This window comes from Streptomyces sp. CB03238 (assembly GCF_002099185.1).
In the GTDB taxonomy this organism is placed as follows: domain Bacteria; phylum Actinomycetota; class Actinomycetes; order Streptomycetales; family Streptomycetaceae; genus Streptomyces.
Map to the genome: position 1 here is coordinate 67,184 of NZ_NBCN01000009.1, position 13,875 is coordinate 81,058.

Annotated in this window: 13 protein-coding genes; 5 read left to right on the forward strand and 8 right to left on the reverse strand. The window is 71.2% G+C overall.

What is annotated here, in order from left to right; translation table 11 throughout:
- Positions 1 to 55: 55 nt before the first annotated feature.
- The 5 genes from BKD26_RS17785 to BKD26_RS17805 are packed head-to-tail and all read right to left on the reverse strand — an operon-like array spanning position 56 to position 5,869.
- The gene (locus BKD26_RS17785) at positions 56 to 1,153 is read right to left on the reverse strand and encodes a Gfo/Idh/MocA family oxidoreductase (RefSeq protein WP_179166575.1); all 1,098 of its coding nucleotides are present in this window, start codon (positions 1,151 to 1,153) and stop codon (positions 56 to 58) included.
- A gap of 22 nt (positions 1,154 to 1,175) precedes the next feature.
- Complete coding sequence (locus BKD26_RS17790) at positions 1,176 to 1,979, reverse strand: hypothetical protein (protein WP_084899020.1); 804 nt, start codon at positions 1,977 to 1,979, stop codon at positions 1,176 to 1,178.
- A gap of 29 nt (positions 1,980 to 2,008) precedes the next feature.
- On the reverse strand, positions 2,009 to 3,127 hold the full coding sequence (locus BKD26_RS17795) for a hypothetical protein (RefSeq protein WP_084899022.1): 1,119 nt from the start codon (positions 3,125 to 3,127) through the stop codon (positions 2,009 to 2,011).
- Positions 3,124 to 4,395 (reverse strand): decarboxylase, encoded by a 1,272-nt coding sequence (locus BKD26_RS17800; RefSeq protein WP_107417896.1) that lies wholly within the window; start codon positions 4,393 to 4,395, stop codon positions 3,124 to 3,126. The genes BKD26_RS17795 and BKD26_RS17800 overlap by 4 nt, the downstream gene beginning before the upstream one ends.
- A 13-nt stretch (positions 4,396 to 4,408) precedes the next feature.
- Positions 4,409 to 5,869: a wax ester/triacylglycerol synthase family O-acyltransferase gene (locus tag BKD26_RS17805; protein ID WP_179166576.1), complete on the reverse strand. Its 1,461-nt coding sequence runs from the start codon at positions 5,867 to 5,869 to the stop codon at positions 4,409 to 4,411.
- Positions 5,870 to 6,028: 159 nt separating this feature from the next.
- Between BKD26_RS17805 and BKD26_RS17810 the strand changes: the two genes are divergently transcribed.
- Positions 6,029 to 6,451: a hypothetical protein gene (locus tag BKD26_RS17810; RefSeq protein ID WP_084899025.1), complete on the forward strand. Its 423-nt coding sequence runs from the start codon at positions 6,029 to 6,031 to the stop codon at positions 6,449 to 6,451.
- 243 nt (positions 6,452 to 6,694) lie between these two features.
- Here the strand turns inward: BKD26_RS17810 and BKD26_RS17815 are convergent, their stop codons facing one another.
- Positions 6,695 to 8,080, reverse strand: a complete 1,386-nt coding sequence (locus tag BKD26_RS17815; RefSeq protein ID WP_084899027.1) for a cystathionine beta-synthase — start codon at positions 8,078 to 8,080, stop codon at positions 6,695 to 6,697.
- 104 nt (positions 8,081 to 8,184) lie between these two features.
- Between BKD26_RS17815 and BKD26_RS17820 the strand changes: the two genes are divergently transcribed.
- The 3 genes from BKD26_RS17820 (at position 8,185) to BKD26_RS17830 (ending at position 12,284) form a co-directional block, all read left to right on the forward strand.
- Positions 8,185 to 9,186, forward strand: coding sequence for an SGNH/GDSL hydrolase family protein (locus BKD26_RS17820; RefSeq protein ID WP_241518709.1), 1,002 nt, complete (start codon positions 8,185 to 8,187; stop codon positions 9,184 to 9,186).
- Between the two features lie 674 nt (positions 9,187 to 9,860).
- A complete protein-coding gene (locus BKD26_RS17825) occupies positions 9,861 to 11,081 on the forward strand; it encodes an acetyl-CoA C-acetyltransferase (protein WP_084899030.1) in 1,221 nt (406 codons plus the stop codon).
- Positions 11,082 to 11,414: 333 nt separating this feature from the next.
- Complete coding sequence (locus tag BKD26_RS17830; protein WP_179166595.1) at positions 11,415 to 12,284, forward strand: hypothetical protein; 870 nt, start codon at positions 11,415 to 11,417, stop codon at positions 12,282 to 12,284.
- Here the strand turns inward: BKD26_RS17830 and BKD26_RS17835 are convergent.
- Positions 12,268 to 12,594, reverse strand: coding sequence for a hypothetical protein (locus tag BKD26_RS17835; protein ID WP_073757615.1), 327 nt, complete (start codon positions 12,592 to 12,594; stop codon positions 12,268 to 12,270). The two genes, BKD26_RS17830 and BKD26_RS17835, sit on opposite strands and share 17 nt — an antisense overlap.
- Before the next feature lie 99 nt (positions 12,595 to 12,693).
- Between BKD26_RS17835 and BKD26_RS17840 the strand changes: the two genes are divergently transcribed.
- Positions 12,694 to 12,924 (forward strand): DUF4287 domain-containing protein, encoded by a 231-nt coding sequence (locus BKD26_RS17840; RefSeq protein ID WP_073757614.1) that lies wholly within the window; start codon positions 12,694 to 12,696, stop codon positions 12,922 to 12,924.
- 69 nt (positions 12,925 to 12,993) lie between these two features.
- Here BKD26_RS17840 and BKD26_RS17845 read toward each other — a convergent pair whose 3' ends face one another.
- Positions 12,994 to 13,875 (reverse strand): Bax inhibitor-1/YccA family protein, encoded by an 882-nt coding sequence (locus BKD26_RS17845; RefSeq protein WP_084899033.1) that lies wholly within the window; start codon positions 13,873 to 13,875, stop codon positions 12,994 to 12,996.

The window sequence follows — 13,875 nt, forward strand, 5'->3', positions numbered from 1 at the left end:
AACTCTGCATGACCATATACAGCGCGGGCAAGGGAGGGACGCCGGCGGCCGGTGATCAGGACTTCTCAGCCGCGGCCCGCAGGATGTCGATCATCAGACGGGTGTCCTGGAGTGCTTCCTCCACGCCCGTCAGGGGCTGCAGCCCGGGGGAGGCCACGCACGCGTGGAAATGGCGGAGCTGGGCCCTGAACGCCTCCTCATAGGAGCCGGTGATGATCTCCTCTACGGCGGCCCCCCTGGAGTGGCCCCCGTCGGATGCGGCTTCGTCCCGCCGGACCGTGACGGTCGACGGTGTGTGCCGGAGGAACGGGTTGGAGATGTCGAGCGTGACCGTACGGTCGGCCCCCCACACGGTGAGGCTCTCCTCGAACCGGTGGAGCGAGGTGCTCGCCCCCTGGAAGGTGCACTGGAAGCCGTCGGCGTACTGCAGTGAGGCGGTCATCACCGTGCCGTCCGGGGAGGAGTGGGCCTTGATGGACGTGGGAGCGGTGGGGAACGCGGCCCGGTAGACGTTGATGTCGTGGCTCCACACCCCGAACATGTCCATATAGGCGTCCATGATGTTCTCCGGAGCGGCGCCGAACTCCTCCAGGACCCTGAGGCGCCGGGCGTCCGTCTCCTCCTGTACCGGACTGCTGGAGCGCGCGATCCGTGCCAGCTCGGGAATGATCCAGTTCCCGTACTGGGGCCCCACGACGATGTGGATCCTCGCCATGACGGGGTGGGCGATCCGGGCGATCTCCTCCAGGCCGCGCCGCACGCCACTGTCGTAGCGCTTCATATAGCCCACCATCAGCTTGGCACCGGTCCGCGCCGAGGCGGCGGCCATCTCCTCGATCTCCTTGACGGTGTAGCCGAGGGGCTTTTCGGTGAACACGTGCTTCCCGCGTTCCAGGGCGGCCAGCACGGGGCCCGCGTGGTCGAGGTTGAGGACGACGACCGCGTCGATGTCGGGGGCCTTGGCCAGCATCTCCTCCAAGGAGGTGCAGATCTCCCGGACCTGGAAACGCTCGGCCACCAGCCCGGCCAGGTCGGCGGACCGGTCGCACACCGCCACGATCTCGAAGCGGTCGCGCAGTTCGGCGAGATACGGAAGGTGCATCAGCTGGGCGATCATTCCGCAACCCAGGACACCCACCCTGACACGGGACACGCGGATCTCCTCCATGAATCGACTACTCGGCCGACAGCGGTGACCGCCGCCGGATCACCTGGTCCAGGATGTCGGCGACCCCGTCCAGCCCTGCCCGCCCCGACACGTACCAGGCCGCTTCCCGCACGTCGTCGGGGATGTCCGCGTCCCCCACGAAGGCACACGTCACGCCCGGCGCGTCCGGAACCCAGTCCGCCGGCGAATTGCCGACCATGAGCACGTGTCGGTGCTCCTCCCGCGCCAGTCGTGCCAGGGCCCTGCGTTTCCCCAGGTGCGTACGGGCGTAGGGATGGATTCCCAGGTACGTACGGCCGGGGCCGGGCTCCACCGACATGTCGACGCGATGGCGGACCGCCCACCCGGTCAGGTGCCGTTCGGCCGCGCCGATGAACTCCGGGGGCCCGAACACGCTCACCGACGCGCGCCGGTTGGCCCCGAAGGCCCACTCGTGGCAGGCCGGTGGAACGCCGCCGAACTCCGGCGCTGTCACGTCCTCGGCCCGGCCGAGCCGATGAGCGGAGGCCACCGCCTCCACTTCCGTACGAATCCGCTGCCGTGCCGGGAAGGGCGTCATGACGCGTACCGCTGCGCCGACCGCGACCACGTTCCCGTTCTCGGCGACCACGGGGAAGCCGGGCGGCGTGCCGAGGCCGACGACCCGCCCGAACCCCCAGAGCTGCTCGAGGGGCGAGTCCGAGCACAGACCGACGCGGACACCCGCCGCGTCCAGCAGACGCGCCAGGCGGGCGACACGGTGGAAGACGGCCGCGTCCGGAGGCGGCCCGGGCAGTGAGGGCACCAGCGTGCCGTTGACGTCGAGGAGCACGGTATCGAGCGGCTCCTGGCCGGGCCCCGTCACCGGACGGCCCCCGGCACATCGAGGTCGGAGCGATCCGCGGATTCCGCGACCACGTCGATCCAGCGGTCCATCCACACGCCGAGCCCCTCCAGTACGGAGCAGACGGGCCGCGACAGGGAAGCCATGTCCAGGGACATCAGCAGCCGGCGAGTGGCGGGAGGGAGATCGGCGACCCTGACAGTGCGCCCCAGAACCTGCCCCGCCCGGACGAAGAAACGCCGGTTGGCCTCCAGCATGCCGAAGGCGAACTCCTTCTCGTACGCGGCGGCGACGCCGACCCGCGCCGTGGTGCTGACGAAAGGCAGCCAGTACGGCGCGCGTCCCCACGTCCGGTCGGGCAGCCGGACGACCAGCCCCGACGCGCCGAGCAGGAAGTTCCTCGGGTCCGTCAGCTCCATGACGCGTTCCGCCCCGGCGGCGCCCACGGCCCGGTACTGGAGTACGGGGTCGACGGCGACGCCCAGGATGCCGGTCGGCGCGGTGCCGGTCGGCGCGGTACCGGCCAGGCGGATGCCGGGTATCGCGCGCCGTACGCGCACGCCCGCTTCCTGAAGCAGACGGATCACGCCGGCCAGGGTCCCGCCGGTGGACACGTCGTCCTCGACGAGTGTGTAGCCGTGCTCGGGCGGGTTCTTCAGGAGCGTGGTGATCTGCCTGCCGATCGGATCGGTGTCCGGCCTCGGCACCAGTCCGAGCGCCTTCCGGCCGCCGAGCAGGAAGCCCCTCGACACGCGCAACGGGCGGGCGGCGCGCTCCACCAGCGGATCGAGACTGATCACGGGCCCGCCCCCGACCCAGCGGCGGACGGACCGCTCGAGCTGGTGCCCGTCGACGACGTGGAAAGCGATCCCCCTGGGCCCGTACGCCGTGTCACGGAACGCGCCGCGGAGGTCGTCCTGGAAGGCCCGGTAGCTCTCGGTCAGGGCAGCGGACAACTCGCCCGGCGGCACGGCGCTCCGTCCGGACAGCCGACGGCACAGCTGCTCGACGCAGTACGCGGTGTCGTCACGCATGATCAGGACGAAGGCACCCGCGGCGGGCACGTCCACGTACGTGGGTGCGTCCAGCGTGGGGTCCGGCTGGACGACACGGAGATCGGAAACGACTCCCCTCATGCCGTGTACCGGTCGCGGCCCAGGAAGGCACGGCTGCGGTCGACTTCCCTTTCCCCGTCGACCACCACCTCCAGGGGCATGGGGTGGCAGTGGAACAGGGCCAGTGAGGAATGCAGGCCGTAGGCGCCGACATTCGGTACGACGACGAGGTCGCCCACGGTCACATCCGGAAGGGCTCCGTTCATGGCCCAGACGTCCAGCGGGTGACAGAGGGGGCCGGTGACGATCGTTCCCCCCGTACCGTCACCCCCGTCGCCGCCGTCACCCCCGTCACCGCCTTCGAGCTGGAGGCCGGGTTCGACCCGTTCCTCCTTCCCGAGGCCGGACATTCCCCCAAGATGGTTGACTCCGGTGTCCAGGACGACGATGCGCCGCCCCCGTGACTCCTTCACGTCAAGGACCCGGGTCAGCAGGCGGCCGCAACCGGCCGTCAGATAGCGGCCCGACTCGAAAACGACCCGGCGCTCCCCCTCCGGCCAGCCCGGCAGCCGCTTCCGGAGCAGGCGATGGAGCTCCTCCCTCAGCGAGTCGAATCGCGGCAGCTCGCCCGCGACCGCATAGGGCGCGCCGAAGCCACCACCGAGGTCCACCACGGGCAGGGTGCGGCCGAGCGCCTGCTCCACCTGCTCCACCACATCGAGGGCGTACCCGAACGTGGCGAGCAGCGCGGCCTCCTGGTGGAGGTTGCTGCCCATGTAGAGGTGGAGGCCCAGCAGTTCGGCATACTCCCTGCTCCGGAACATCCAGGGCTTGTCCAGCACCCACGACAGGTCCGCACCGAACTGCGAGGGCCCTCCGGTCATCGCCAGGCCCGCGCCCACCGGCGGATCCGCCGGATTGACCCGCAGCAACGCGGAGAGCCGGGTGAGATGAGCACGGCCGGAACGGTCCAGCTGGTCCAGCGCGGACGGAGAGTCGACGGAGAACTGACGGACCCCCTGCGAAATCGCCCGGGATATGTCCTCGTCCCGCTTTCCGGGACCGGTGTAGAGAATGCCGGCGGGGGGAAATCCCGCCTCTATGGCAGCCTCCAGCTCACCGGGAGAGCTCACCTCCGCCTGGCACCCCAGGGAAGCGATGTGCCGGAGCACGGTGGGGTGAGGATTCGCTTTCAGCGAGTAGAGCAGAGTCGCCGATTCCGGTAATGCGTCCAGCAGGTGCGCGTGCGCGCGCCGTATCGCGGACAGATCGTACACATAGGCGGGGGTTTCCACTGGTGTGCCATGAGCCGTTCCCCCGATCACCGCTCCACCGACACCGGCATCCACAGATCGAAGCCCTTCATGAATCCACTTGGTCTTTTTCCGCGGGGGCGAGCTCCGCCCTGCCCAGGTCCAGCGCCCGCTCCAGGAGGCCCAGTTCGTCGCTCGCGTACTCCGCCAGATCGTCGAGGAAGGGCAGCGCGTCGCGGTCGCCGACGAACCCGAGATTGAGCCGCCCGGACGACGAGCACGCCGCCACGAACAGGCGCACTCCGTGGCAGACACTGCCCAGGGGATGGATCGACTCCAGTGCGGAACCCGCGAAGTACTGCTGCTTCGGTGAGCCCGGCACGTTCGACACGACGATGTTGTACGGGGGACGTGTCCTGCCGCCCAGGCCCAGCACGTTCTGCGCGACGAACGGCCAGGTGAACAGCGCCCCGTAGAGTCCGGCCGCGTCGGGGGGCAGTTCGCCCAGCTCCTTCTTGGCGATCCCGCTGGACCGGGACACCAGCCGGAGCCGCTCCAGCGGGTCGGCGACGTCGGTGCCGAGACTCATGACCGTCATGGCGAAGGCGTTCGCGGTCTCCGTGTCACCCGCCGCCCGCGTCGACACCGGGGTCCCGGCGGTGAGCGAGCGCTCCGGCAGGGTTCCGGCCTCGGCCAGGCACCGCCGCAGAGCGCCGCCGCACACGGACAGGAGGACGTCGTTGACGGTCACGCCAGCGGCGTGGGCCGCCGTACGGAAACGCTGGAAGTCGTAGTGCCGCGTGGCCACCCGGCGTTGCTGTCCGACGGCCCCGTTCACCCGGGACCGCGGAATCGCGAACGGTACCGCGCGTGCCGGGTCGTCCGGGGCGAGGGCGCCCTCCGCCATCTTCCTGGCGGCGCGGCCCGCCGCGGCTCCCGTGGCCATCGTCGCCCCGATACCCGCCAGCATCCGTGCCAGCGGCGTCGCGCCGCCCCCGCCCGGCTCGGCTCCGCCCGGCTCGGCTCCGCCCGGCTCGGCTCCGTCGGTGGCCGCCACGCTCCACAGGGCCCGCACCCCGTCGTCCAGCGGATCGGCGCTCAGCATGTACCGAAGGCGCTGTACGGCACCGAGCCCGTCGATGAGCGCGTGGTGGACCTTGAAGTAGAGCGCGTACCGGTCGTGCGCCAGGCCCTCGATGAGGTGACACTCCCACAGCGGCCGGGTGAGATCGAGCGGCCGGGAGTGGAGCTGTGAGACGAGGTCGTGCAATTCGCTCGCCCCGCCGGGTGTGGGCAGCGCGGAGCGGCGTACGTGATGGGACCGGTCGACGTCCTGCTCGTCCAGGACGTCCCACGCGGCGGCGAACGCCCTTCGCCCCGGGTGGCGCAGCCGGAAGGTGAACGGCGCCGCGACGGGTGCGGCACGGAGGCGGGTGAGCAGCCGGTGGACGTGGTGCCGTGGGTCGGCATCGCCGGGTAACGCGAAGGTGGCCAGAAAGGCGACGTGCTGGGGCGTGCTTGCGGTTTCCAGGGCGAGAAAGACCCGGTCCGCGATTTCTGTCCTGGTCACCGCACCTCTTCTCCGGCGAGTTCCTGGCGGATGCGCAACAGCTTGGTGCGCGTGGGCCGAACGGGCAAGCGGATCAAGGGAATCGGGGGGAGCGCGGGGGGATGAAGAGGGGGGGTAGCCCCACCGACAGCGCGGCTTCGGCCCCGTACCGTATCGAGCATGGAAGCCCGTGACACGGAGCTCGAGAAGGAGCTCGACGCCACCCTCCAGGCGCGCCGCGAACTGGGGACGGAGTACGAGTCGGCCCTCGTCGAGTCGTTCCTGGAGAAGGTGGAGCAGCGCCTGGACGCCACGGTCGAGCGCCGCGTCCGCCGTCAGGTCGCCGAGCAGCAGATGATCGTCGCCCGGGGCGCCCGCCCGGGCGGCGGCCTGGACGGCGGCCCGCCGGTCGGGGAGAACTTCGGCGAGCGCTTCGGCTTCGCCATCGTCTCGCTGATCCTCGCGGTCCCGCTCTCGGCGATCGGCGTCGTGAACGCCGGCCTGGAGGGCCTGATCGTCACCTGGACGGGCATAGTCGGCGTCAACGCGGCGTACTCACTGCGGGGCATATCCCGGCGGCGGCGCCGGGACGAGGACGCCTGAACAACGCTTGGCGCGGGGACCGCCGCACCCCCGTTGCCGGGGGGCGGGACGACGGCGGTCCCCGCGAGGGACACGGGCCCGGGTCAGGGCCGGTCTCCGCGTCCGCGGCGCGTCTGGAGGTCCGGGAGCCGCTCCGGAGGTCCGTAACGCCGACACAGACAACGATGCCTGACGCGTGTTAAGCGGGTGCTGCCGCTACATGTCGCGCTCGTACCGATTTCGCGAAGCGGCGTTCCCTTGTGGCTACTTGCCGTCCTTCGCGAGGAAGGCGAGCAGGTCCTGACGGCTCACCACACCGGTCGGCTTGCCCTCGACCAGCACGATCGCCGCGTCGGCCGCGCCGAGTACGGACATGAGGTCGGCGACCGGCTCGCCGGAGCCGACCTGGGGCAGCGGCGGGCTCATGTGCTTGTCGAGCGGGTCGTCGAGGGAGGCGCGCTTGGTGAACAGGGCGTCCAGCAGCTCCCGTTCGACGACCGAGCCGACGACCTCGGCGGCCATGACGTCGGGGTGACCGGCGCCGGGCTTGACGATGGGCATCTGGGAGACGCCGTACTCGCGCAGGACGTCGATGGCTTCGCCGACCGTCTCCTCGGGGTGCATGTGGACGAGCTTGGGGATGTCGCCCTCCTTGTGGCGGAGGACGTCGCCCACGCTGGCGGACGGGCCGGCCTCCTCCAGGAAGCCGTAGTCGGCCATCCACTCGTCGTTGAAGATCTTGGAGAGGTAGCCCTTGCCGCTGTCGGGGAGGAGGACGACCACGACGTCGTCGGGGCCGAGGCCCTCGGCGACGCGCAGTGCCGCGACGACGGCCATGCCGCAGGAGCCGCCGACCAGGAGGCCCTCCTCCTTGGCGAGGCGGCGGGTCATCTGGAAGGAGTCCTTGTCGGACACGGCGACGATCTCGTCGGTGACGGTCCGGTCGTACGCGGTGGGCCAGAAGTCCTCGCCGACACCCTCGACGAGGTAGGGCCGCCCGGAGCCGCCGGAGTAGACGGAGCCCTCGGGGTCGGCGCCGACGATGCGGACCTTGCCGCCGCTGACCTCCTTCAGGTAGCGGCCGGTGCCGGTGATCGTGCCGCCGGTGCCGACACCGGCGACGAAGTGGGTGATCTTCCCGTCGGTCTGGTCCCACAGCTCGGGACCGGTGGTCTCGTAATGCGAACGGGGGTTGTTCGGGTTGGAGTACTGGTCCGGCTTCCAGGCGCCCGGCGTCTCACGGACGAGGCGGTCGGAGACGTTGTAATACGAGTCGGGGTGCTCGGGGTCCACGGCCGTGGGGCAGACGACCACCTCGGCGCCGTACGCCCGCAGGACGTTGATCTTGTCGGTCGAGACCTTGTCGGGGCAGACGAAGATGCACTTGTAGCCCTTCTGCTGGGCCACGATGGCGAGGCCGACGCCCGTGTTGCCGGACGTGGGCTCGACGATGGTGCCGCCGGGCTTCAAGGCGCCGCTCTCCTCGGCCGCCTCGATCATGCGCAGGGCGATGCGGTCCTTGACCGAACCGCCGGGGTTGAAGTACTCGACCTTGGCCAGGACGGTGGCCTGCAGGCCCTCGGTCACACTGTTGAGCTTCACCAGCGGGGTGTTGCCGACGAGGCTGATCATCGAGTCGTGGTATTGCACCGTAGTCTCCGGGGTCTCCGTAATGGTCCAGCCAGCGTATGCGTAGTCGGAGGCGGTTACGGGGCAGTTAGCTCTTGTACGGCAACGAGGAGGTGGCTGCCCCTATGTCGAGGGCGAGGGTGGCACGGCGGATCGCCGCCGGCGCGGCGTACGGGGGCGGCGGCATCGGGCTGCTGGGGGTGGCGGCGGTCGGGGTGCTGCTGGCCGAGGTGCAGCTGGCGAAGCGTTCGGTGGGCGGTGGCGTGGCGCCGCTGCCGCCGGCGGCCGACGGGCTGTACGGTCGGGGGTACGAAGGCGGTGCCGAGCCCCTGCGGCTCGCCCTCCTGGGTGATTCGACGGCGGCGGGGCAGGGAGTGCGCCGGGCTGGCCAGACGCCCGGCGCGCTGCTCGCCTCGGGGCTGGCGGCGGTCGCGGAACGCCCCGTGGAGCTGCGGAACGTCGCCCTTCCCGGGGCCCGCTCCGACGACCTGGAACGCCAGGTGACCCTGCTGCTGGCCCATCCGGGGCGGATCCCCGACGTGTGCGTGATCATGATCGGGGCGAATGACGTGACGCACCGGATGCCGCCCACGGAGTCGGTGCGGTACCTGGCGACGACCGTGCGCCGGCTGCGTACGGCGGGGGCGGAGGTCGTCGTCGGCACGTGCCCCGACCTGGGCACCATCGAGCCGGTGTACCAGCCGCTGCGGTGGCTGGCGCGGCGGGCCTCGCGGCAGCTGGCCGCCGCCCAGACGATCGTGGCCGTGGAGCAGGGCGGCCGCACGGTGTCGCTGGGCGACCTGCTGGGGCCGGAGTTCGCGGCGAACCCGCGCGAGATGTTCGGGGCCGACAACTACCACCCGTCGGCGGAGGGGTACGCGACGGCGGCGATGGCCGTGCTGCCGACCGTGTGCGCGGTGCTGGGCGTGTGGCCGGAGGCGGACCGGCTGGAGGCGGACCGCCGGGAAGGCATGCTGCCGGTCGCGAAGGCCGCGGCGGAGGCGGTCGAGGAAGCCGGTACGGAGGTCACGGGCGCCCGCGCGCCGTGGGCCCTGCTCAAGCACCGCCGCCGTCGCCGCCTCCCCTCGGTCCAGGACCCCGCCCCTCTCCGCGACGCCCACCCCTGACCCTTCCGCGCGGGCGCGTGCGCCCTCCGGGCGGATGCCCCCGGGCCGGTCGCCGCCGCCCTGCGGGGTCGCCCGTGCGCGGGGTCGCCCGTGCGCGGGGTCGCCCGTGCGCGGGGTGCGCCCTGCGGGGTCGCCCGTGCGCGGGGTGCGCCCTGCGGGGTCGCCCGTGCGCGAGGTCGCACGTGCACGTATACGTGCCGTTGGGGTCCGCTCCGTGGGCCGTGTCCTGGGCTCTCCTTCGCAAGCTCAGTCGTTTTAAGCCCAGAACACGACCCACTGCGCGTCCCCCTTCGGAGCCGAGCCGAGACCCCGCGCACCTGCGCGGCGCGAAGCCGCCGCGCCCCGGGGTACGGGGCGGAGCCCCGGTTTCGGGAAGGGGCGGGGTAGGGGAAAGCGTGCCACCGACGCGGCGCGAGCTGCCGCGTCCCGGGGGTGTGGGGGCGTCGGCCCCCGCCTACTGGCTCCGGGGCGGAGCCCCGGTAAGTGGGGGCGTGAAGCTGCCGGTCATGGGGTGAAGGCGGTGGTTTCGGGCAGGAGCCGGGTGTGGGCGGGGCCGCAGGGGCTGAGCGAGCGCTTAGAAATGCGGTCCGCATCACACGCCCGCCCCGGTGACCTGGGCCATACGTACGGGTAACTTCCCTCTCAGTCCTGCCCCTCGCCCCTCTGGAGCCGTGATGCCCGAAGCCGTGATCGTCTCAGCCGCCCGCTCCCCCATCGGGCGGGCCTTCAAGGGCTCGCTGAAGGACCTGCGGCCGGACGACCTGACCGCCACGATCGTCCAGGCCGCGCTCGCCAAGGTGCCCGAGCTCGACCCGCGTGACATCGACGACCTGATGCTCGGCTGTGGCCTGCCCGGTGGCGAGCAGGGGCACAACCTGGGCCGGATCGTCGCCGTGCAGATGGGCATGGACCACCTGCCCGGCTGCACCATCACCCGGTACTGCTCGTCGTCGCTGCAGACGTCCCGCATGGCGCTGCACGCCATCAAGGCGGGCGAGGGCGACGTCTTCATCTCCGCCGGTGTCGAGATGGTGTCCCGCTCCGTGAAGGGCAACAGCGACAGCCTGCCCGACACGCACAACCCGGTCTTCGCCGAGGCGGAGGCCCGCACCGCCGCCCGCGCCCAGCAGGAGGGCACCGACTGGCACGACCCGCGCGAGGACGGGTTGCTGCCCGACGCGTACATCGCGATGGGCCAGACCGCCGAGAACCTGGCGCGCCTGAAGGGCGTCACCCGCCAGGACATGGACGAGTTCGGCGTACGGTCGCAGAACCTCGCCGAGGAGGCCATCAAGAACGGCTTCTGGGAGCGGGAGATCACCCCGGTCACCACCCCCGACGGAACCGTGGTCTCCAAGGACGACGGGCCGCGCGCGGGCGTGACGCTGGAGGGCGTCCAGGGGCTGAAGCCGGTCTTCCGCCCCGACGGGCTCGTCACCGCCGGCAACTGCTGCCCGCTCAACGACGGCGCCGCCGCGCTGGTCATCATGAGCGACACCAAGGCGCGGGAGCTGGGCCTGACACCGCTCGCGCGGATCGTGTCCACGGGCGTCTCGGGCCTGTCGCCCGAGATCATGGGGTACGGGCCGGTCGAGGCCAGCAAGCAGGCGCTCCAGCGCGCCGGGCTGACCATCGGCGACATCGACCTGGTCGAGATCAACGAGGCGTTCGCCGCCCAGGTCATCCCGTCCTACCGCGACCTGGACATCCCGCTGGAGAAGCTGAACGTCAACGGCGGCGCCATCGCCGTCGGCCACCCCTTCGGCATGACGGGCGCCCGCATCACCGGCACCCTGATCAACAGCCTCCAGTTCCACGACAAGCAGTTCGGTCTGGAGACCATGTGCGTCGGCGGCGGCCAGGGCATGGCCATGGTCATCGAGCGGCTGAGCTGAGCTGTAGCGGAGGGTAGGGGTCGCCTGAGGAACGAAGGCGGCCCTTGCCCGCAGCGGTAGCGAAGCGGAACGCGACCACAAGAGGCGAGCGACTGAGCTGAACCACAGCTAACCGCACCGCGTCCCAGCCGTGACCGAATCTCCCCCAGGATGTGACCTATCTCCCGGGGGAGATTCGTTTGTGCAGGTCAGCCCGTACATCGGGGGAAACCACGAGGAAAAAGACCTGTCCATTTCGTGACGTAATGCACTGACAGGGGGCGCGAGGGCAGGACAAGCTGATGTAGGAAGTGCGGGGGATCGATTGAAACCGGGAGTAAGTCAGTGAGCGCCATGTCTCTCGCCCTGCTGCTGACCACGGCCACCGCCACGGCCGTGGGCGCCGCTGCCCTGCACGCCGCCCACGGGCTGCGCAGGCAGGTCACCGCGCTGCGCACGGAGCTCGCCGCCGCGGACGCCGCCGGCCGTACCCCCACCGTTCCCCACGCCCGCGCCGCCGAGGACATACGCGCGGCTGTCGCCGAGGCGCTCGCCGAGGAGCGGGAGCGCGAGCTGGCCGAGGCGCGGGCGTTCTGGGCCGCCCAGGAGGCGCGGGACGCCAACGACGGCCCCGGCAGCCTGCTGGGCGGGCACGCGGCGGCCGGGACGGGGGCCGAGGACGGGCCGTTCTTCGTGCCGCGCCAGGCGGACTTCGCGGGCCTGGAGGCCGACATGGCTCAGGAGTACGCCGAGTACGCCGACGCCCTGGACGATCTCGACGCCCTCGCCGAGCTGCCCGACTTCCCCGGCATCACCGACCACCCGTACCCCGAGGACTCCCCCGAGCTGGCCGCCGCCCGCCGCCGGCACCCCTCGCACCCCGACTTCGTGCCGGTCCAGACGCCCGTCGTCACCGACCACGAGCGCACCGTGGCCCGCCTGGAGGAGCTCGCCGAGACCCGGACGGCGCTCACCGACGTACGGCCCGGGCCCCTGGGCACGCTGGATGTGTACGTCTTCGCCGACGGCACGACCCTGTGCATGACGCCCGGCCACCGGGAGACCGCCGAGCGCCTCGCCGACGCGCTGCGCAACGGCGAGACGCCCGTCCTGCTGGGCGGCTCGGGGGTGTCCGGCGCGTACGCCCTGACCTTCTCGTGCGGCAGCGGCGCCGACGCCGAGAACGTCTACATCCTCGCCGACCGCGTCATAGCGTCGCTGTAGCCCGCCGGACCGCTGACACGGCCTCGTCCAGCTCCCGCTGAAGCGGGGAGCCGGCCGGGGCCGTTCTCAGAATTTCCGCCAAATCGTTGCAGGCCACCACGAGCTGGTCCGCGACCGCGAACAGCCCGGCGTCCGGCATGGTCCGCGGCGGCACGTCCGGTGCCTCCAGCCGCTGGGCCCGCAGCGCCAACTCCCTGGCCAGAGCCAGCGCTTCGGCCGCCGCGCCCCGCTGGAGCCGGCTCTGCGGCGCGGCCCGCAACCGGTCGGCGAGGCGTTCGACGGCGGCGGTCAGTTCTGTCGTATCGAGCACGCCGCGACCCTACGCGCCGCGACGGGACTGTTGCCAACGGGCGAACGCTCAGGCACGGTGACGTGAAGGAGCACACGCGCAAAGCGTCCGGAGGCGCCGATGTCCCAAGTCTTCTCCGAAGAGACCCATCGAAATCTGCTCTCCCGCATTCCCCACTGCACAGGCCGGCAAGTGTCCGAATGGCTTCGCACCGTCGAGGAAGGCCCCTCCCTCGTCCGCTTCGAGGAGAAGGTGAGCTGGCTCCGGGGCGAGCACAACCTCAGTTACGGGCACGCCAAGGCGATCATCCACGAGTACGACCTGAGGCGGGCCGCCCGCAAGCTGCTCTGACGGTCGGACGACAACGCCGAAGGGCCCGCCCGGCGGTCGCCGGACGGGCCCTTCGTACGGTCACAGCGATCAGTCGTCGCCCTGCAGGATCGACAGCAGCCGCAGGAACTCCAGGTAGATCCACACCAGCGTCATGGTGAGGCCGAAGGCCGCCAGCCACGACTCCTCGCGCGGGGCGCCGTAGGTGACGCCGTCCTCGACCTGCTTGAAGTCCAGAGCCAGGAAGCACGCACCGAGGATGATGCCGATGACACCGAACAGGATGCCGAGGCCGCCGCTGCGGAAGCCGAGCCCGTCACCGCCGCCGAACACGGCGAACAGCAGGTTCACCGCCATCAGCAGGACGAAGCCCAGCGCGGCCGCCATCACGAAGCCGTAGAAGCGGCGGGTGACGCGGATCCAGCGCATCTTGTACGCGATGAGCACGCCGGCGAAGACGGCCATCGTGCCCAGCACCGCCTGCGGGACGACGCCCGGCGAGACGTACGTCGACACGGCGTTGGAGATCACGCCGAGGAAGACGCCCTCGAAGGCCGCGTACAGCAGGATCAGCGCAGGCGACGCCTTGCGCTTGAAGGACTGGATCATCGCGAAGACAAAGGCCACGAGGGCCGCGCCGATGCCGATCCCATACGACTTGCCCAGGTTCGCCGGGTCGACCGGCAGCAGGAACCAGGCGAGCGTGGCGGTGACGAAGACCGTACCGAGCGTGATCGCGGTGCGCGACACCACGTCGTCGATGGTCATCGCGCCCGGGCGCGCCGGGGCCTGTGCGGGGGCGCCCAGCTGGGCGTCCTGCGGGGCGTACGGGTTGGTGGCGTACGGGTTCGTCGCGTACGGGTTCGCTCCAGCGGCGGGGCCCCCGGCCTGCGGCTGCTGCGCGTTGAAGCCCGCATAGCCGTTGTCGCGGCTGAACCCCCGTCGCGAGAAGACCGGGTTGCTGCTCCTCAT